This is a genomic window from Pseudomonas sp. Hz4 (genome assembly GCF_054898165.1).
Map to the genome: position 1 here is coordinate 2,948,652 of NZ_CM142719.1, position 17,866 is coordinate 2,966,517.

Annotated in this window: 17 protein-coding genes; 9 read left to right on the plus strand and 8 right to left on the minus strand. The window is 58.2% G+C overall.

Annotated features, from left to right (window positions below):
- Positions 1–165: 165 nt before the first annotated feature.
- On the minus strand, positions 166–1,800 hold the full coding sequence (locus ACYZTR_RS13455) for a methyl-accepting chemotaxis protein (protein WP_461979494.1): 1,635 nt from the start codon (positions 1,798–1,800) through the stop codon (positions 166–168).
- 293 nt (positions 1,801–2,093) lie between these two features.
- Here ACYZTR_RS13455 and ACYZTR_RS13460 point away from each other — a divergent pair, with 293 nt between their 5' ends.
- Positions 2,094–2,924, plus strand: a complete 831-nt coding sequence (locus tag ACYZTR_RS13460; protein WP_461979496.1) for an undecaprenyl-diphosphate phosphatase — start codon at positions 2,094–2,096, stop codon at positions 2,922–2,924.
- Positions 2,921–3,349 (plus strand): DUF1294 domain-containing protein, encoded by a 429-nt coding sequence (locus ACYZTR_RS13465; protein ID WP_461979498.1) that lies wholly within the window; start codon positions 2,921–2,923, stop codon positions 3,347–3,349. Before ACYZTR_RS13460 ends, ACYZTR_RS13465 begins: the two co-directional genes overlap by 4 nt.
- Here the strand turns inward: ACYZTR_RS13465 and ACYZTR_RS13470 are convergent.
- A complete protein-coding gene (locus ACYZTR_RS13470; RefSeq protein WP_461979500.1) occupies positions 3,346–3,705 on the minus strand; it encodes an MmcQ/YjbR family DNA-binding protein in 360 nt (119 codons plus the stop codon). The two genes, ACYZTR_RS13465 and ACYZTR_RS13470, sit on opposite strands and share 4 nt — an antisense overlap.
- Positions 3,702–4,610, minus strand: a complete 909-nt coding sequence (locus ACYZTR_RS13475; protein WP_461979502.1) for a LysR substrate-binding domain-containing protein — start codon at positions 4,608–4,610, stop codon at positions 3,702–3,704. The genes ACYZTR_RS13470 and ACYZTR_RS13475 overlap by 4 nt, the downstream gene beginning before the upstream one ends.
- A gap of 127 nt (positions 4,611–4,737) precedes the next feature.
- Between ACYZTR_RS13475 and ACYZTR_RS13480 the strand changes: the two genes are divergently transcribed.
- Entirely contained in the window at positions 4,738–5,349 is a 612-nt protein-coding gene (locus ACYZTR_RS13480; RefSeq protein WP_461979504.1) for an FMN-dependent NADH-azoreductase, read from the plus strand.
- A gap of 169 nt (positions 5,350–5,518) precedes the next feature.
- A complete protein-coding gene (locus tag ACYZTR_RS13485; protein WP_461979506.1) occupies positions 5,519–6,556 on the plus strand; it encodes an alpha/beta hydrolase family protein in 1,038 nt (345 codons plus the stop codon).
- Here ACYZTR_RS13485 and ACYZTR_RS13490 read toward each other — a convergent pair whose 3' ends face one another.
- Both ACYZTR_RS13490 and ACYZTR_RS13495 read right to left on the minus strand, forming a co-directional pair.
- A complete protein-coding gene (locus ACYZTR_RS13490; protein ID WP_461979508.1) occupies positions 6,557–7,747 on the minus strand; it encodes an MFS transporter in 1,191 nt (396 codons plus the stop codon). It lies immediately after the preceding gene.
- 247 nt (positions 7,748–7,994) lie between these two features.
- Positions 7,995–9,584, minus strand: coding sequence for an ABC-F family ATPase (locus ACYZTR_RS13495; protein WP_461979510.1), 1,590 nt, complete (start codon positions 9,582–9,584; stop codon positions 7,995–7,997).
- Positions 9,585–10,079: 495 nt separating this feature from the next.
- Here ACYZTR_RS13495 and lpxO point away from each other — a divergent pair, with 495 nt between their 5' ends.
- The gene (gene lpxO, locus ACYZTR_RS13500) at positions 10,080–10,979 is read left to right on the plus strand and encodes a lipid A hydroxylase LpxO (RefSeq protein WP_461979512.1); all 900 of its coding nucleotides are present in this window, start codon (positions 10,080–10,082) and stop codon (positions 10,977–10,979) included.
- A gap of 121 nt (positions 10,980–11,100) precedes the next feature.
- Here the strand turns inward: lpxO and ku are convergent, their stop codons facing one another.
- Positions 11,101–11,961: a non-homologous end joining protein Ku gene (gene ku / locus ACYZTR_RS13505; protein WP_461979514.1), complete on the minus strand. Its 861-nt coding sequence runs from the start codon at positions 11,959–11,961 to the stop codon at positions 11,101–11,103.
- A gap of 203 nt (positions 11,962–12,164) precedes the next feature.
- Here ku and ACYZTR_RS13510 point away from each other — a divergent pair, with 203 nt between their 5' ends.
- Positions 12,165–12,521 carry a hypothetical protein gene (locus tag ACYZTR_RS13510; protein ID WP_461979516.1) on the plus strand — a complete coding sequence of 119 codons (357 nt, stop codon included), beginning with the start codon at positions 12,165–12,167 and terminating at the stop codon, positions 12,519–12,521.
- Between the two features lie 51 nt (positions 12,522–12,572).
- Positions 12,573–13,724 carry a PQQ-dependent sugar dehydrogenase gene (locus tag ACYZTR_RS13515; protein ID WP_461979518.1) on the plus strand — a complete coding sequence of 384 codons (1,152 nt, stop codon included), beginning with the start codon at positions 12,573–12,575 and terminating at the stop codon, positions 13,722–13,724.
- 22 nt (positions 13,725–13,746) lie between these two features.
- Here ACYZTR_RS13515 and rimI read toward each other — a convergent pair whose 3' ends face one another.
- Entirely contained in the window at positions 13,747–14,844 is a 1,098-nt protein-coding gene (gene rimI / locus ACYZTR_RS13520; RefSeq protein ID WP_461979520.1) for a ribosomal protein S18-alanine N-acetyltransferase, read from the minus strand.
- Positions 14,845–14,936: 92 nt separating this feature from the next.
- On the opposite strand from rimI, the gene ACYZTR_RS13525 reads away from it, so the two are divergent.
- Complete coding sequence (locus tag ACYZTR_RS13525) at positions 14,937–16,511, plus strand: RimK family protein (RefSeq protein WP_461979522.1); 1,575 nt, start codon at positions 14,937–14,939, stop codon at positions 16,509–16,511.
- Positions 16,512–16,518: 7 nt separating this feature from the next.
- A complete protein-coding gene (locus ACYZTR_RS13530; protein WP_461979524.1) occupies positions 16,519–17,442 on the plus strand; it encodes a magnesium transporter CorA family protein in 924 nt (307 codons plus the stop codon).
- Here ACYZTR_RS13530 and ACYZTR_RS13535 read toward each other — a convergent pair.
- Positions 17,423–17,755, minus strand: coding sequence for a DUF2834 domain-containing protein (locus ACYZTR_RS13535; RefSeq protein WP_461979525.1), 333 nt, complete (start codon positions 17,753–17,755; stop codon positions 17,423–17,425). The two genes, ACYZTR_RS13530 and ACYZTR_RS13535, sit on opposite strands and share 20 nt — an antisense overlap.
- Positions 17,756–17,866 lie beyond the last annotated feature (111 nt).

Genomic DNA, 17,866 nt, shown 5'->3' on the forward strand with positions numbered 1-17,866 from the left:
GGGGAAGTCGAAGAGGAGACGGATTGTACCCAGATTGTGGCGAGGGGGCTCCTGTGGTGAGGGGGCTCGCGGTAGTGAGAGGCTGTTGTGGCGAGGGGACAAGTCCCCTCACCACAACAGCTCCTGACCAGGACAGCCTCGCCACAGGGTTTAGCGTTTACCTTGTTAAACGCGGAACTGCTTGAGCAGACCGTTCAACTGCTCACTCAATTCCTTCAGGTGAACGCTGGCCACGCTCGACTGTTCGGCCGCCAGCGCTGTGCTGTGGGACAACCCGGCTGCCTGGGTGACGTTCTGGTTGATGTCCTCGACCACATGCGCCTGTTGCAAGGTCGCGCTGGCGATGGAGGCGTTCAACCCGTTGAGGTTGCGCAGCGCCTGGCCAATGGCATTCAGGCTTGCACCGGCCAGACCGGCCTGCTCGATGGTCAACTGCGATGCACGGCTGCTGTCGCCAATCACTTTGACCGCCGCTTCGGAATGACTTTGCAGGCGCTCGATCATCGACTGGATCTCGGCCGTGGACTTCTGGGTACGCTGGGCCAGCAGTCGCACTTCATCGGCCACCACCGCGAAACCGCGGCCTTGCTCGCCGGCCCGGGCGGCTTCGATGGCCGCGTTGAGGGCCAGCAGGTTGGTTTGCTCGGCGATGGAACGGATCACTTCGAGCACGCTGCCGATCTGGGTGCTTTCGGCAGCCAGGGTGCGAATCACTTCCACCGCCTGATCGATGGTGGACGACAACTTGTCGATCTGTTGCAGGCTGCCATCGATATTGATCTGGCCCTGCTGCGCCTGAGACTCGGCATCGCGCATTTCGCTGGCGGCGTGCTCGGCGTTTTTCGCAACATCGTGCACGCCGTACGTCACTTCATTGATGGCAGTGGCCACCAATTCCATTTGTTGCGACTGCTGCTGGCTGCGTTGCTGGGCCTGGGCGGCGTCGTTGCCCAGTTCACTGGACGACTGACCCAGGGCACTGGCGGACACTTGCAGTTCTTTGATCACCAGTCGCAGCTTGGCGGTGAAGGCGTTGAAGTGTCGTGCCAGTTGCGTGACTTCATCCTGGCCATGGGTGTCGAGACTGCGGGTCAGGTCGCTCTCGCCGCTGGCGATGTTGGCCATGGCGTTCACGGTTTCCTGCAGTGGACGCACGATGCTGCGGGCAATCAGGATCACCAGCAGCGCCATGATCAGGGCAATCACCAGCCCCACGAACGAGGCCTTCCAGACCTGGCTATAGAACTCGGCCTGCATGTCATCGATGTACACGCCCGAACCGATCACCCAGCCCCAGGGTTCGAACAGTTTGACGTAGGACGTTTTTTCTACCGGCGAACTGGCCCCCGGCTTAGGCCAGCGATAGTCGATGGTGCCGGCCCCCTTGGACTTGGCGACGGCGACCATTTCGTTAAACAGGGCAAAGCCATCCGGGTCGCGGATCGCCGAGAGGTTCTGGCCATCGAGTTTCGGGTTGGCCGGGTGCATGATCATCACCGGCGTCAGGTCATTGATCCAGAAGTAGTCATTCTGGTCATAGCGCAGACCGCGAACGGCTGTCAGTGCCTGCTTCTGCGCGGCATCGCGGGTGAGCGTGCCGGCGGTTTCGAGGTCGTGGTAATAGGTCAGAATACCGCTGGCGGTTTGCACCACATGCTGGGTTTTCTGAGCCTTGGCGTGGTACAGGTCATCGTGAATCTGCTTGAGCATCAAGACGCCCAACGTCATTAGCATCATCACGGCCACGATCAAGATGAGCCACAAACGTCGGCTGATCGACATACTGCGCAAGCTGTTCATAACGCTGTCACTCCGGTTTCTTTTTCTTGTAATAAATGATCGCCAGCATCCAACCACACTTTGCCTATCGGTCATATCCGACCCAAGTCCAATAACGCGGCAGCGCTAATCGGACTTGTCTGATAGGATTTCGGCCCCGCACGGAAAAACCTGAATCCAGGTTGATTTTTCACGGAATTTTTTACGTTTTCGTCTGGATCCTGCGCGCGCGGGACGTCAGCTACGCTGATCGCAGTTAACGCTCTGACACATATTAACGGGGCATGCTTTTACGCATCGCCTTTGGGGGATTGATGGATCTTTGGACCGCCTTGCAGGCATTGATTTTAGGCGTTGTAGAAGGGCTGACGGAATTTTTGCCCATTTCCAGTACGGGTCACCAAATTATCGTGGCGGACTTGCTCAACTTCGGTGGCGAGCGGGCCATTGCTTTCAACATTATTATTCAGCTGGGGGCGATTCTGGCGGTGGTGTGGGAGTTTCGGCGCAAGATCCTCGAGGTGGTGACCGGTTTGCCAACGCAGCCTGGCGCTCGCCGCTTTACCGCGAACCTGTTGATTGCCTTCATGCCGGCCGTGGTACTGGGGGTGATTTTTTCCGATTTGATCCACGAATACCTGTTCAACCCGATTACCGTCGCTGCAGCGTTGGTGGTGGGCGGAGTCGTCATGTTGTGGGCCGAAAAGCGTCAGCATGAAGTGCATGCCGAATCCGTTGATGAGATCACGTGGCAAGATGCCCTTAAAGTCGGCTTCGCCCAGTGCCTGGCAATGATTCCCGGGACTTCACGTTCCGGCTCGACCATCATTGGTGGCTTGCTGTTCGGGCTGTCACGCAAGACCGCTACCGAGTTCTCGTTCTTTCTGGCGATGCCGACCATGGTCGCAGCCGCAGTGTATTCGGGCTACAAATACCGCGACCTGTTCGTACCGTCTGACTTTCCGGTGTTCGCGATCGGCTTCGTCACCGCCTTCATCTTTGCAATGATTGCTGTCAGAGGCCTGCTCAAGTTCATCGCCAGCCACAGCTACGCAGCGTTCGCCTGGTATCGCATCGCATTCGGTCTGGTCATCCTGGCCACCTGGCAGTTTGGCTGGGTTGACTGGGCCGCGGTCAAGCCATGAATGACGCCAGAACGCGCAACAACCCTGGACGCACGCCTGGTGGAGAGATCCGCAAACCTCGGCTGAAACTGCTGGTGTTCGCGGTCCTGTGCGCGCTCCCGCTATTCGGCGCGATGTCGTTGTGGCTGCGCGGGGTTTCGGTGATTCCCCTGGCGGCGTACGGGATTGTCAGCGCCCTGGCGTTCTTTTTGTACTGGCGAGACAAGCGCAAGGCTCGTACCGACAATTGGCGCACGCCGGAAAACGTGCTGCATGCGGTGGAGCTCGCCGGTGGCTGGCCGGGCGCCTTGCTGGCACAGCAGCTGTTTCGGCACAAGACGCGCAAAGTGTCGTTTCAGCTGATCTTCTGGGTGATCGTACTGCTGCATCAAGTGTTCTGGATCGATCAATTGTTCCTGGGGGCCAATCTGCTGGCGCTGTTTTAAAGCAGCAGTCCGACCTGGGTACGCTTGGGCAGCTTGCTCACCACCAGTTGATGGGAACGTTGCAACAAGCCTTGCAGCTCTTCGGTGCCCAAAGGGTAGGGCGTTTCCATGATGATCCACTGAGCCCGCGCCAGGTACGGCGCCGGGCGGATTCCCGGGCGGTCGCAATGACCGAGAAACACGTCCTTGTCGACCTTGAAGGCCAAGGAGTCGCCCCGCAGATTCTGCAAGGCGTACATCTTGTTCCCCGCAATCGAAAACACCCGCACGCCACCCCACTTGTAGTCTTCCCGCGCACCCGGCAGCGCGAGACAGAATTGCGCGACGTCCTTTTCGCTCATACGTCCAGCCTTCATATCAGTCGGTCCCCACAGGCATTGAATGATTCGATCAAATGGTCGAGCCAGGCGCGTACGGCCGGCATCACCCCGCGCCGATGAGGGTAGACGGCTTGCAGCCAGCCGCCAGGCAGCGACCAATCGGGTAGCAACTGCACCAGCGAGCCATTTTCCAGTTCCTGCTCGCAATACATCATCGGCAGCATCGTAAAACCCTGACCAGCGAGGGTGCAGGCCTTGCGCACGATAAAGTCATCGATGCCCAATCGCGCTTCAAGGCTCAACTCAACGCTTTTGCCCTGTTGGTTGAGCATGCGTATATGAACCATGCGGTCGGCTTCCAGGGCGCCGAGCACGGGCAGGTTTTTCAGGTCTTCGGGGTGGTTGATTTCACGTCCGTGCAAGAATGCGGGGCTGGCGACCATCGCCATCTGTGCCTGGCGCAAACGTCGAGTGACCAGCAGCGGATCCTCGTCGCCCAACTCACGCACCCGCAGCGCGACATCGACGCCCTCGGTCACCAGGTCGACGCGGCGGTTGAGCAGCATGACTTCCAGTTGAACCTGAGGAAACTTTTCAAGGAAATCGCTAATCACTGTCGGCAGAATTTGGTGGGCCAGCCCGACGGGGCAGGACACACGCAAACGTCCGCGAGGTTCGCTGGACATGCTGGCGACGGCTTCATCCGCCATCTCGGCTTCCAGCAGCATCGCCTGACAGTGCCGCAGGTACCGTTCACCCACAGCGGTCAGCTTCAGTTGTCGGGTGGTGCGTTGCAGCAGACGCGCGCCCAGACGTTCTTCCAGCTCAGCGATGCGCCGTGATAAACGCGACTTGGGAATCCCGAGCAAACGCCCGGCCGCAGCGAAGCCACCGGCTTCAACCACCTTGGCGAAATAGTAAAGATCATTGAGGTCTTGCATGGTTGAGCTCGATTGTTCTATCAGTGGGACGAACTATCGCATTGTTGCGGTCTAATCATCTATTGGTTTCGCCTGTAGGATTCTCTCCATCCGATCGCCGCGTAGCGATCCTCACTGGAGATCCCACATGAAATTGCTGCATATCGATTCGAGCATTCTTGGTGACAACTCGGCTTCCCGTCAGCTGGGCAGCGAAGTCGTTAAAGCCTGGCAAGCCGCCGAGCCGGCTGCCGTGGTGACCTACCGCGACCTGGCCGCCGATGCCATCAGCCACTTTTCCGCCACCACCCTGGTCGCCGCCGGCACCACTGCTGAATTGCGCAACGCCGCCCAGCAGCACGAAGCCGAGCTGAGCGCCTCGACGCTGGCCGAGTTCCTGGCCGCCGATGCCGTGGTGATTGCAGCCCCGATGTACAACTTCACTATCCCGACACAACTCAAGGCCTGGATCGACCGCATCGCCGTTGCCGGTCAGACCTTCCGTTACACCGAAGCCGGCCCGGAAGGCCTGTGCGGGGGCAAGAAAGTCGTGATCGTATCGACTGCCGGTGGTCTGCATGCCGGTCAAGCGACGGGCGTGGCTCACGAAGATTACTTGAAAGTGCTGTTCGGCTTCATCGGTATCACGGACATCGAGTTCGTCCGTGCCCATGGCCTTGCCTACGGCGACGAAGTCCGCACCAAAGCCATGAGCGACGCTCACACACAAATCAGCGAGCAGTTGTTCGCCGCCGCGTAAGGCTTATGTAAAGAAAATCAAACAGCTCGGGCAACACCAAAAAAACTCTGTATTCTGATCACGCAAGTGTCAGATACGGAGTTTTTTGTTTCTGGCTGTTTCATTTCTTGGCCCGAGTTATGCAGTCGAGGGTTACCGTCTCCGGTCAAGTAACAAGGTGGGGCATCCCATGGTGCGTCTTTGTGCAACGTTACTGATTTGCCTGCTCAGCAGCCTGAATTCAGTGCACGCCGCGCCTGCGTTGCATCCTCACTGGAGCGCCGGCTTCCATGAGATGAGCGTCCTTGACCCTCTGGACTTGCAGCCGATGCGCGCCATCGCCTTCTATCCCTCCAGCGACAAGGAGCACTCCAGCAAAATCGACGGCTACACAGTCGAAGCGGGCGAAGACACCCGAGTCGCTATCGGCCGTTTCCCGCTGCTGATGCTGTCTCACGGCAACACCGGAACCCCGCTGGCCTTGCACGACCTTGCCACGTCGTTGGCACGCAAAGGTTTTGTGGTGGTGGCGGTTATCCACCCCGGTGATAACTCCAAAGATCACAGCCGCCTCGGTACGTTGAGTAACCTCTACGGTCGGCCCATCCAGATTTCCGAAGCCATTACCGCGACGCTCGGCGACCGTATGCTCGCGCCCTTCGTGAATGCCGATCAGGTCGGCGTGATCGGCTATTCGGCAGGTGGGGAGACGGCGCTGATTCTGTCCGGCGCGACGCCAGACCTGGACCGTCTGCGCCGCTATTGTCAGGAGCGCCCGGACGACCGCGATGCCTGCAACACCCAAGGCGAATTGATTGTCGACCGTGATGACTTGCAACCGGTGGCTGACCCTCGGGTTCGCGCCTTGCTGCTAATGGCGCCGCTGAGCCTGAAGTTTGGCCGCCATACCCTGGCCGACGTGCATGTGCCGGTGCTGTTATACAGCGGCGACGGCGACAAACTGGTGGCGTTCGACAAGAATGCCGCCGCCCTGGCGCGCAAACTGCCGATCGCACCGGACTTCAAGTTGCTGGCCGGGGCAGGGCACTTTGTGTTTATGGCGCCTTGCAATGAAGAGCAGATCATTGCCATGCCGGCGCTGTGCACCGATGCCGATGGCGTCGACCGCAAAGACATCCATCGCACCCTGGTGTCCGAAGCCGGGCGCTTCTTCTCTCACGCGCTGGGCAAACCGGACAGGGCCGGGATGCAGACCGCGGATCAGTAATCAGGCGCTCATCGCACGGCGTTTCAACAACAGTGTCAGGCCTAATCCTGCTACCGACAGCAACGCCGCGCTGAAGAAAATCCACGTGTACCCCAGGTTCAACGCCACCGCGCCCATCAACGGCCCGGCAATCGCCAGCGCCAGATCGAAAAACACCGCGTAAGCACTCAATCCCGCCCCGCGACTGGAGTTAGGCACTTGCTTGATTGCTTCGACCCCCAACGCTGGATAGACCAGCGACAGACCGAACCCGGTCAGGCCTGCGCCGATCAGTGCATAACCGGTCGAAGGCGCGAGCCACAGCAGCACCAGGCCCACCGTTTCAATGCTCATACAGGCAATGGCCGAGGTGAATCCACCGAAACGGTTGATGCTGGAGATGAACAGCAACCGCGCCAGGATGAAACAAACGCCGAACACCGTCAGGCAATAAGCAGCGCCGGCCCAACCGCGGCTGACGTAATACAGGGTAATAAAGGTGGTCAACGTGCCGTAGCCAATGGAGGCGAGGCTCAGGCTCGCGCCGAACGGTGCAATGCGCCCGAACACCGCCCAGAACGGCAGGCGCTCGCCGCGTATCACCGGCACCGAAGGTTTGTTTCGGATCAGCAACAACGCCGCCAACGCCAGCACCGACAGCGCGATCCCAAGACTGGCGAATCCCAGCTCACCCACCATCACCACCCCCAGCGGCGCACCAATGGCGATGGCGCCGTAGGCGGCGATGCCGTTCCAGGAGATCGATCGCGCGGTATGTTCAGCGCCCACCTGACCCATGCACCAACTGATGGTGCCGACCCCGATCAAGCCTTGGGCAATCCCCAGCAACAAGCGGCCAGCGATCAGGATCAGCAGGCTCAGCAATGGAAAGCTTTGCAGCAGCGTTGAAATCAACGTCAGCACGCCGCTCAACACAATCCCCGACAACCCGTAAACAATCGCTCGCTTGGTCCCGATGCTGTCCGACATGCGCCCCGCCATTGGGCGGCTGAGCAGGGTGGCCAAGTATTGCGAGCCGATGGTCAGCCCCGCGATGATCGCGCTGAAACCCAGTTGTTCGTGGACATACCCCGGCAACACCGCAATCGGCAGGCCGATGCAGAGGAAGGCAATAAAGGTATAGAGGACGATGGAGACGATCTGCAGGGTGATCGACACAGAGCTTTGAGGTGGCAGCTGCTGCACAGACATGAGGGCTCGTTCGCGGGCGGCGGTGGGAGACCTGCATCATGGCGTGGGCATGGAATAAAAGAAAGCAGGCTAACTATATTCCTCGAGCTTGAGGGCCTCTTCGCGAGCAGGCTCGCTCCCACATCAGGTCGCGGTCCACTGTGGGAGCGAGCCTGCTCGCGAAGGTTTCAGCACCACAAAAATGCTAAACCTTGAAATGCAAAAAGCCCCGTCACAGGGGACAGGGCTTTTCAGTTGCAGCAGACGCTTAGAACACTACGCCCTGGCTACGCAGGTAGTCATCATAAGTACCGCTGAAGTCGATCACGCCGCTGGCGCTCAACTCGATGATGCGGGTGGCCAGGGACGATACGAACTCACGGTCGTGGCTGACGAAGATCAGCGTGCCCGGGTAGTTCTCCAGCGCCAGGTTCAGCGCCTCGATGGATTCCATGTCCAAGTGGTTGGTCGGTTCGTCCATGATCAACACGTTTGGCTTTTGCAGGATCAGCTTGCCGAACAGCATGCGACCTTGCTCACCACCGGAGATGACCTTGACCGACTTGAGGATCTCGTCGTTGGAGAACAGCATCCGGCCGAGGGTGCCGCGAACCAGTTGCTCGCCGCCCAGAGTCCATTGGCCCATCCAGTCGAACAGGTTGCAGTCGTCTTCGAAGTCGTGCGCGTGGTCCTGGGCGTAGTAGCCCAGTTCCGCGGCGTCGGTCCACTTTACGGTGCCGGCATCCGGGGTCAGTTCGTTGACCAGGGTGCGCAGCAGGGTGGTTTTGCCGATACCGTTCGGGCCGATGATCGCCACGCGCTCACCCGCTTCAACCTGGAAGCTGAAGTCCTTGAACAGCGGCTTGCCGTCGAAGCCTTTGGCCATGCGCTCGACGATGACCGCCTGGCGGTGCAGCTTCTTGGTTTGTTCGAAACGGATGAACGGGCTCACACGGCTCGAAGGCTTGACCTCGGCCAGCTGGATCTTGTCGATGGCCTTGGCGCGGGAAGTGGCCTGCTTGGCTTTCGAGGCGTTGGCCGAGAAACGGCTGACGAACGATTGCAGTTCCGAGATCTGCGCTTTCTTCTTGGCGTTGTCCGACAGCAGTTGCTCGCGGGACTGGGTCGCCACGGTCATGTATTCGTCGTAGTTGCCCGGGAACAGGCGCAGTTCGCCGTAATCCAGGTCAGCCATGTGGGTGCACACGCTGTTCAGGAAGTGACGGTCGTGAGAGATGATGATCATCAGGCTGGAGCGCTGGGTCAGAATGTTTTCCAGCCAGCGGATGGTGTTGATGTCCAGGTGGTTGGTCGGTTCGTCGAGCAACAGCACTTCAGGATCGGAGAACAGCGCTTGCGCCAGCAATACGCGCAGTTTCCAGCCTGGGGACACTTCGCTCATCGGGCCGAAGTGCTGCTCGATGCCGATACCCAGGCCCAGCAACAGTTCGCCAGCACGGGATTCGGCGGTGTAGCCGTCCATTTCAGCGAACTCGGTTTCCAGTTCTGCCACGGCCATGCCGTCTTCTTCGGTCATTTCCGGCAGCGAGTAGATGCGGTCGCGCTCGGCCTTGACCTTCCACAGCTCTTCGTGACCCATGATCACGGTATCGATCACGGTGAATTCTTCGTAAGCGAACTGGTCTTGGCGCAATTTACCCAGACGCACGTTCGGTTCGAGCATGACCTGGCCGCCGGATGGCTCGAGGTCGTCGCCGAGGATTTTCATGAAGGTCGACTTGCCGCAACCGTTGGCGCCGATCAGACCGTAGCGGTTGCCCGCGCCGAACTTGACCGAAACGTTTTCGAATAGCGGCTTGGCGCCGAACTGCATCGTGATGTTAGCTGTAGAGATCAAAGGTTTTTCCTGCGAAGCATTCAGAGTAGCTAGGGTTGCGGCAGTACCGATTCAGTACCCGTTTCCGTATTCGAACCACAGGAATTGCATCCCGGTCAGAAGCGGAAGGTCCATCTGGCAATAAGTGGACAGCAGCATATGGAGCGCTTGGCCCGAGTCGAAGTGCGCTGAGACGGGGTTCATTCCCGTCATCAACCAAGGGGGGCGCGTAATGTTTGGCGGCGATTGTACTGGTCTGGCTCTTTAAACGATAGGGTGTTAAGGCCGCACGGCCGCTTTGGCAGCATCAGCGGACAGATTTTCACCGTTGAAGGTTAACTATTGGTTACAAACTGTGGCTAAACTGCCGTCTACCAACCTGATGCCGACAATCGGCATACGCTCAAGGACGCGCCACCGGGCCGTTGTTTCATATTTCAGACACCGCACGAGACCCTTGGGCCGATGGGTCGGCAAGGGACGCAGTTTGTTCACTTCTGACGTGTAACGACTTCTGTGAAACTGATCATCGCCGCTATTTACATTGCATCCATTACGTACGTTCACTTGCGCGGACGCGTGCGCCACAAGCTGGGCCGCCAACTGAGCGACCACTCGACGTTTCTGGCGCCGATCAACTGCTTCCTTTATCTGTTCTCGAAAATCCCCAGCAAGCCATATCTCAACCCGGCCGATTTCCCTGATCTGAGTCCGTTGCAGGACCATTGGGAAGAAATTCGCGCCGAGGGCCAGAGCCTGCTCAAGGCCGGAGAGATCAAGCGCTCGAATCAATACGACGACGTCGGCTTCAACTCGTTCTTCAAGACTGGCTGGAAACGTTTCTACCTGAAGTGGTACGGCGACAGTCATCCTTCGGCCATGAAACTCTGCCCGCGTACCACCGAACTGGTGCAAAGCATCGGCTCCATCAAGGCCGCGATGTTCGCTGAGTTGCCACCGGGTTCGAAACTGGTCCGTCACCGCGATCCTTATGCCGGTTCCTATCGTTATCACCTGGGCCTGGAAACACCGAACGATGCCGGTTGCTACATCAACGTCGATGGTGAGAACTACCACTGGCGCGACGGTGAAGCGGTCATGTTCGACGAGACTTTCATTCATTACGCCGAAAACACCACCCAGCAGAACCGCATCATTCTGTTCTGTGACGTTGAGCGTCCGATGAAGTATCGCTGGGCGACGGTGTTCAATGGCTGGTTCAGCCGTAACGTGATGTCGGCGGCGGGCGCGCCGAACGATGTGGGTGACAAGACCGGCGGTATCAATCGCCTGTTCACCAAAATTTATAAAATTCGCCTTCGGGGCAAGGCGCTCAAAAAACGTAACCGCAAACTTTATTACCTCGAAAAGTGGGCGATTTTAGGTGGGTTGCTGGCGTTTTTTGTGTTGATCTAAATATTGTGTTGCTGCGGATGAGGCCATCGCGAGCAAGCTCGCTCCCACATTAGATCGCGGTCAAAATGTGGGAGCGAGCTTGCTCGCGATGGGGCCGTTACAATCACCGCATAACGATCAATCACCCACGGGAAGTCTTCGTGGCTTTTTTGTCTGCAGTCGTTTTGGTTTTGGCTGCTGGTTTACCCGCACTCTTGCCCCCCAAACTGCGTTTAAGCAGCTCGGTCAAATCAATGACATCCGCGGTTTTACGCTCCTCTTCACCCGTCGCCGTTTCCACATCCTCGATCTTGCCTTCATTAGCCTTCTTCTCAACCAGCGCCATGATCTTGTCTTCAAAGCTGTCGCGATAATCCTCGGGCTTCCAGTCGGCGCTCATGTCTTCAACCAGTCGTTTGGCCATGTCCAGTTCACCCTTGGCCAGTTCGGGCTTGGTGACTTCACTGCCCAACTCGAGCGTATCCAGACTTCGCACTTCGGCAGGCCAGCGCAGCATCACCAGCACCATCGCCGATTCCAGTGGCATCAGCGCCGCCAGATGCTGACGGGTATGCAAGACAACGTGGGCGAGGGCGACCTTGTTGGTTTTGCTTAAGGTTTCGCGCAACAACGCATACACCTTGCCGCCGCGTTTATCCGGTGCGAGGTAGTAGGGCGTATCGATGTTTTGCAGTGGGATCTGTTCGCTGTCGACAAAGGAAAAGATGTCGATGGTCTGAGTGGACAGTGGGTGCGCCGACTTGATTTCCTCTTCGCTGAGAACCACATACCGACCCTTTTCGTGCTGCACACCTTTAACAATGTGTTCCTTGGTGACTTCCTTGCCGGTGACCTTGTTGACACGCTTGTAGCCCACCGGGTCCATGCTGCGGCTGTCGAGCCAGTCGAAATCCACCCCTTGAGAAGACGTCGCCGAGACCAGCGCGACAGGGATATGCACCAGACCGAAACTGATTGCGCCTTTCCAGATTGCCCGTGCCATTGTCGTCTTCTCGCGAGTGATGTTCAGGTGACCGGTGACGCTGTGCAAAAGTTTCAGCGGGTTGTGGCCCGGTCAGGCGGGCGGATCGGCGGTGGAGTCAACTGGTGTTACATCATGTGAAGGAGGTTTTAGTTAACAAATCCGAACCTCGGGCGTAGCGTGCTATCGAAGACCCTATCCACGCCGATGTCGAGAGGCTCCCCATGAACAGATTTGTGCTCGGCTGCACCGCGTTGGCACTGAGTGGCGTGCTGAGCAATCTGGCCCACGCTGACAGCGCAGCGTCAGCTTCTTCATTGCTGTTGGCCCAGAGCCCGACGGGCAACACCAGCAATCCTTACAACAGCCCGATTCGCCGGGCCAATCCCAACAGCATGCAAGGCACGCAACCCAGCGCGCCGGCCATCCGTGGGCCGAACACAGTGCCCGTGCCGCGCCCACCGACACTTGACAATGGTGGTGTTGGCAACCGCTATCCCCAAGACCGGCCGCCTCCCGCCAACTCACCGAAATTCATCCCCAATCCACCTCATCGAGATGCGGACACCAGCAACCGTTGAACGGCAGGGCAGCGTTTTTTCAAGCCATTCGAACGACAAAAGGAATCGTGCATGTTGCGTAAGACTCTTCTGGCCACACTGTGTACCGGCGCACTGATCACCGCCACGACACCCGTTTTCGCGGCGCCGACCCAGAATTTGAAAAGCGAACAGGGCACCCTTGAGGTGACGCAGATTACCAAAGGGCTCGAACATCCCTGGGCCTTGGCGTTTCTGCCCGATCGGCAAGGGATGCTGGTGACCGAACGATCCGGCAACCTGCGGGTGGTCGGCGCCGACGGTAAACGTTCCGCTCCGCTCAGTGGCGTACCAAAGGTCTGGGCCAAGGGGCAGGGCGGTCTGCTGGATGTGGTGTTGTCGCCTGACTTCAAGCAAGACCGCACGGTCTATCTGTCTTATGCCGAAGGTGGCGGCGAGGGCGACAAGGCCGGGACGGCGGTCGGTCGCGGACGTCTGTCTGACGACCTGACCGCCATCAAGGATTTCAAAGTGATTTTCCGCCAGGAGCCCAAGCTTTCGGTTGGTAACCACTTTGGTTCGCGCCTGGTGTTCGACCGCGACGGCTATCTGTTCATCACCCTTGGCGAGAACAACGACCGGCCGACTGCTCAGGACCTCGACAAGCTGCAAGGCAAGACCGTGCGGATCTATCCGGACGGCAAGGTGCCGGATGACAACCCCTTTGTCGGTCAGGCCGGCGTACGCCCGGAAATCTGGTCCTATGGCCAACGCAATCCGCAAGGCGCGGCGCTCAATCCGTGGACCGGCACCCTCTGGGAAAACGAGCACGGTCCCCAGGGTGGCGACGAAATCAACATCATCGAGCGAGGCAAGAACTATGGCTGGCCGATGGCAACTCACGGCATCAACTATTCTGGCCAGCCGATACCGGAAGCCAACGGTAAATCCGCCGAAGGCACCGTCGCACCGCACCATGTCTGGGAAAAGTCCCCCGGCCTCAGCGGCATGGCGTTCTACGATGCTGATCGCTTCAAGGCCTGGCAGCACAACGTGTTTATCGGCGCGCTGGTGAGTCAGGAGTTGATCCGCTTGCAGTTTGACGGCGACAAAGTGGTGCACGAAGAGCGTTTGCTCGGCGAACTTAACAAGCGCATTCGCGATGTGCGGCAGGGGCCGGACGGGTATGTGTATGTGTTGACCGATGAAGAAGACGGGGCGTTGTACAAAGTCGGATTGAAGTAACCAGTCCGACGCTTGCCCGACGTCACGTTCGGGCAAACAGAATCACCGCAGCCCGAAGCTTGCCTCGGCCGAAGCTGCACATCTCGTCGAACTCCCCATGACTGACCGGCAAATGCTGGCAATCCATGGGCTGACGATGCTGGCTGTGGTCGACATCGGGGTCGTGCAGGTACACGAACTCTTCATCGCAATCGGTGACGATCACCCAATGCGGTGACTTCGAGCGGGTGAGTCGATAACAGCTGATCAGCACCAACGGCTGGCCGCCAGCGTCCAGCAACCGGCGCAGATCCAGTGGCCCTCCAATCACCCGTTCGACGTCAGTGGCTTGCAACTGCTGCGTAAACTCCTCGTGCACCAGACGCATTACGTCTTTTTTATGCTCATCGCGCACGCCATCGAGAAACAACGGCCCCGCCATGCTCAGTTGCAGACCCACCCTAAACCCCCGCCGTGAGGCCGCCAATGCAAGGCCTTGAGGGCTGCAGCCACCGTGGCCGGCGGTCATGAACACGGTGGTCGCCTCGCGCCAGATCTGCAATTCTTCGCGGCGCTCCAGCACGCGATCCTGTTGCAGTGCACCCATGGCCATCAGCAGGCAGGCCGGGCCACAGGTGAAATCGGTGGTCTGCGGGTAATAAGGTACCTTGATATTGCGTGAGTCGCGGTGCTGAAGAATGCGCTTTTCAAGCCGCAGCGCGTCGGCATGGTCCTGGTAATAGTCATGGATCAGAGCAAAACGCCGGTAGCCATTGCGCTCATACAAGGCAATCGCCGCGGGGTTGTCGATGCGTACTTCCAGGCGCAGGTAGGCGCAGTCGTGCTCAAGGGCGCTCACCTCGATGCGTTCGAGCAATTGCTTGCCCAGCCCACTGCCGCGCGCTTCGGTGGCGATCGCAATCGAGTAAAGGCGCGCCAGCGAAGTCCCCCGGTGAAACAGCACCACGGCGTAACCGACCACGTGCTCGCCACGCTGGGCCACTAGAAGTTGCCCGTGGGCCCGGGTGATCATCCATTGAAAACTGCGACTGTTAAGCCGATCCGTGGTGAAACATTGTTGTTCAAGTTCCAGCAGTGCCGGCAAGTCTTCAACGACCGCCAGGCGAAAAACCAGATTCATATGACCACCGTAAAAGTTGCGTAACGAAACGGGACTTTCGAAAAATGTCGTGCTTAATAGGAAAGGTCTAGTTCTCCAACGGATCAATCACTATGTCAGCGGTACAGGGTCATTGGCGCGAAGTATCCGAGCAAACTTTGCCGGCAGCAACTTATTTAAATGATGGGGTTAGAACTTCCAGCCAGTTGATTATCATCGTCGAACGCAAGGAAGACTGGGCCTCCTACTTCCCCAGTGAAGACATCGTCAGCGCCCAGGAGTACCTCGAAAAAACCCGTGCGAACGAGCAGGGCAAGCGGGTCCAGGTGATCAACCTGTGCCGCAGTTACAAGTACCTGGGACACGGTTATTACTGCTCGCTGCTGGCCGAAGCCCGTGGGCACAAGGTGATTCCGTCGGTGCGGACCATCAGCGAACTGACTCGAAAATCCTTGTACGGCCTGGCCCTGGATGATCTGGATAAAACCCTGGAAAAAGCCCTCAGTCATCATCTTTACAGCGATACCGAAGGCTTTACCCTGACACTGTACTTTGGCAAAACTAATATCGAACCGTTGCAGGATCTGGCGCGACAGTTGTTCGAAGTCTTTCCGTGTCCGATATTGTTAGTTGAGTTTCGTCGAACGAATGGTTGGCACATCGAAGGCATAAAGTCCGGCACCTTACATAAGTTGCGTGAAGATCAGGAAGACCAGTTCGCTAACTCACTCGACAGTTTCAGCCGAAAGATCTGGCGCGTGCCGCGTTCCCGGCGTTTGGCCCGTTATGACCTGGCAATCCTCCACGATCCCCAGGAAGCGTTGCCACCGTCGAATGCCAAGGCGCTGGACAACTTCGTCAGGGTTGGCAGGAGGTTGGGCATCGACGTCGAGCTGATTGAGCGCAAGGACTACGCGCGTATCGCCGAATACGACGGGCTGCTGATCCGCGAGACGACAAGCGTCGACAATCACACCTACCGCTTTGCCAAGAAAGCCGAGAGCGAAGGACTGGTGGTGATGGACGACCCGGCGTCGATTCTGCGTTGCACCAACAAGGTGTATCTGACCGATCTGCTCAAGAGCCATCAACTGGGCATGCCCGCCACCGAGATTCTCTACAAAGAGCGACCGGAAGACTTTGAGCGAGTGGGCGAGCGCCTCGGTTTCCCATTGGTATTGAAGATTCCCGACGGCTGTTTTTCTCGGGGTGTGATCAAGGTCGAAAGCCAGCAAGCCTTGCTCGAAGCCACGGCCGAACTGTTTGAACATTCTGTGCTGTTGCTGGCCCAGGAGTTCTTCTACACCGAATACGACTGGCGCATCGGCGTACTTAACCGAAAACCGATCTTTGCCTGCCAGTACTTCATGTCCAAGGGCCATTGGCAGATCTACAACCACAAGGCCAAGGGCCAGGACATCAACGGCGAATGCCGCACCCTGGCCGTTCACGAAGCCCCGCGGGCGGTGGTGGAACTGGCGGTGAAGACTGCAAACCTGATCGGCGATGGCCTCTACGGTGTCGACCTCAAGCAGTCCGGCGACAAAGTGGTGGTGATCGAGGTCAACGACAACCCGAACATGGACGCCGGCATCGAAGACGCTTTCTTGCAGGACGATCTGTATTCACTGGTGCTGGAAGAGTTCGTTCGTCGCCTGGAACTCAAGCGCCGCGGCCAGGCTTGGTGAGCGGCGGATGATCAAGAGCTTTCAACTGATTCACGGCGCCCTGAAAGCGGTCGAACGGCTGGACGCCGAAGTGATGCTGTTCAACAACCCCGATGCGGCCGAGCGGGACTTGCTGCACAGCCATTTCAAAGTCGATGAACACGCCCTGGCCTCGGCCCTGGACCCTGACGAGGTGTCACGCATCGAGTTTCACCCCGACAACCTGTTCCTGATCTGGAAACGCCCGGAAAACTATTCCGGTGCCGGCAGCCTGGCCTTCGAAGTGTCGTCCTGCGGTTTGCTGTTTTCCGAGCATCGTTTGCTGGTGATCGCCACCGACGACTCGCCGCTCAGTGGCCTCGGCATGCGCCAGCCTCTGACCACGCCGCTGGATGTGTTGCTCGACCTGCTGTTCAACAACATCCATCACTATTTGGGCCACCTGAAGGTGATCAAGCTGGTTGCCCGGGAATTGCAGCAGAAGTTCAACGCGTCGATGCAGAACCAGCACCTGATCCAGATGTTCAACCTCAGCGAAAGCCTGATCTATTACATCAACGCGATTCACAGCAACGGCGCAGTCTTGACCCGGTTGCGCAATCACGCCGCAAAGGAACATTTCAGCGCCGAAGCCATTGGGCTGATCGACGACCTGATCATCGAAAACAACCAGTGCTACAAACAGGCGGAAATTTACTCCACGGTGTTCTCTGGCCTCATCGACGCCCGGGGCAATCTGATGAACAACAGCATGAACAACCTGCTGCGCAAACTGACGTTGATCAATGTGGTGTTTCTGCCGCTGAACCTGATTGCAAGTATTGGCGGCATGTCCGAGTTCAGCATGATGACGGCGGGCGTGTCGTGGTGGGTTTCATATCCGCTGTTTCTGACCGCGATGATGATTGGAGCAGGAGTGATGGTGCTCGGGCTCAGGCGACTGGCAAAGTGACGGCCTTTCTCCGATCCTGCAAGCCACGGACGACGAGGTACAACAACGGCCCAACGGACACAAAAATCGCCGTGATCAGCAAGTAGGGCATCACCGACCACGCCGACTGCCCACGCTTGCGCGCATCCTTGTACATCCACACGCCGGCTAATGTCGCCAGCAGGTACAAATCAATCACCACCTGCGCAGTATCAGGTCGCAACATCAGGCTGATGCCGAAATCGATCAACGACTGTTCGGCCTGCAGCATCACCGAAACGGTGTAACCCGCAAAGGCAATAAGGGCAATGAGGGGCAGGACGACACTCTTCATGATTTCCTTCCTTGGGACGATGAGCAGAATCGCCAGCCTACAGCGGCCGAGGAAAATTGGCCATTGACTTGCCTTCAGCGCCCGGCTAATTTCCAGCCATGACTTCCACCG

Coding starts and splice junctions, on each gene's coding strand:
- ACYZTR_RS13455 (WP_461979494.1), bottom strand. CDS start 1,800: ATGAACAGCTTGCGCAGTATGTCGATCAGCCGACGTTTGTGGCTCATC.
- ACYZTR_RS13460 (WP_461979496.1), top strand. CDS start 2,094: ATGGATCTTTGGACCGCCTTGCAGGCATTGATTTTAGGCGTTGTAGAA.
- ACYZTR_RS13465 (WP_461979498.1), top strand. CDS start 2,921: ATGAATGACGCCAGAACGCGCAACAACCCTGGACGCACGCCTGGTGGA.
- ACYZTR_RS13470 (WP_461979500.1), bottom strand. CDS start 3,705: ATGAAGGCTGGACGTATGAGCGAAAAGGACGTCGCGCAATTCTGTCTC.
- ACYZTR_RS13475 (WP_461979502.1), bottom strand. CDS start 4,610: ATGCAAGACCTCAATGATCTTTACTATTTCGCCAAGGTGGTTGAAGCC.
- ACYZTR_RS13480 (WP_461979504.1), top strand. CDS start 4,738: ATGAAATTGCTGCATATCGATTCGAGCATTCTTGGTGACAACTCGGCT.
- ACYZTR_RS13485 (WP_461979506.1), top strand. CDS start 5,519: ATGGTGCGTCTTTGTGCAACGTTACTGATTTGCCTGCTCAGCAGCCTG.
- ACYZTR_RS13490 (WP_461979508.1), bottom strand. CDS start 7,747: ATGTCTGTGCAGCAGCTGCCACCTCAAAGCTCTGTGTCGATCACCCTG.
- ku (WP_461979514.1), bottom strand. CDS start 11,961: ATGGCACGGGCAATCTGGAAAGGCGCAATCAGTTTCGGTCTGGTGCAT.
- ACYZTR_RS13510 (WP_461979516.1), top strand. CDS start 12,165: ATGAACAGATTTGTGCTCGGCTGCACCGCGTTGGCACTGAGTGGCGTG.
- ACYZTR_RS13515 (WP_461979518.1), top strand. CDS start 12,573: ATGTTGCGTAAGACTCTTCTGGCCACACTGTGTACCGGCGCACTGATC.
- rimI (WP_461979520.1), bottom strand. CDS start 14,844: ATGAATCTGGTTTTTCGCCTGGCGGTCGTTGAAGACTTGCCGGCACTG.
- ACYZTR_RS13525 (WP_461979522.1), top strand. CDS start 14,937: ATGTCAGCGGTACAGGGTCATTGGCGCGAAGTATCCGAGCAAACTTTG.
- ACYZTR_RS13530 (WP_461979524.1), top strand. CDS start 16,519: ATGATCAAGAGCTTTCAACTGATTCACGGCGCCCTGAAAGCGGTCGAA.
- ACYZTR_RS13535 (WP_461979525.1), bottom strand. CDS start 17,755: ATGAAGAGTGTCGTCCTGCCCCTCATTGCCCTTATTGCCTTTGCGGGT.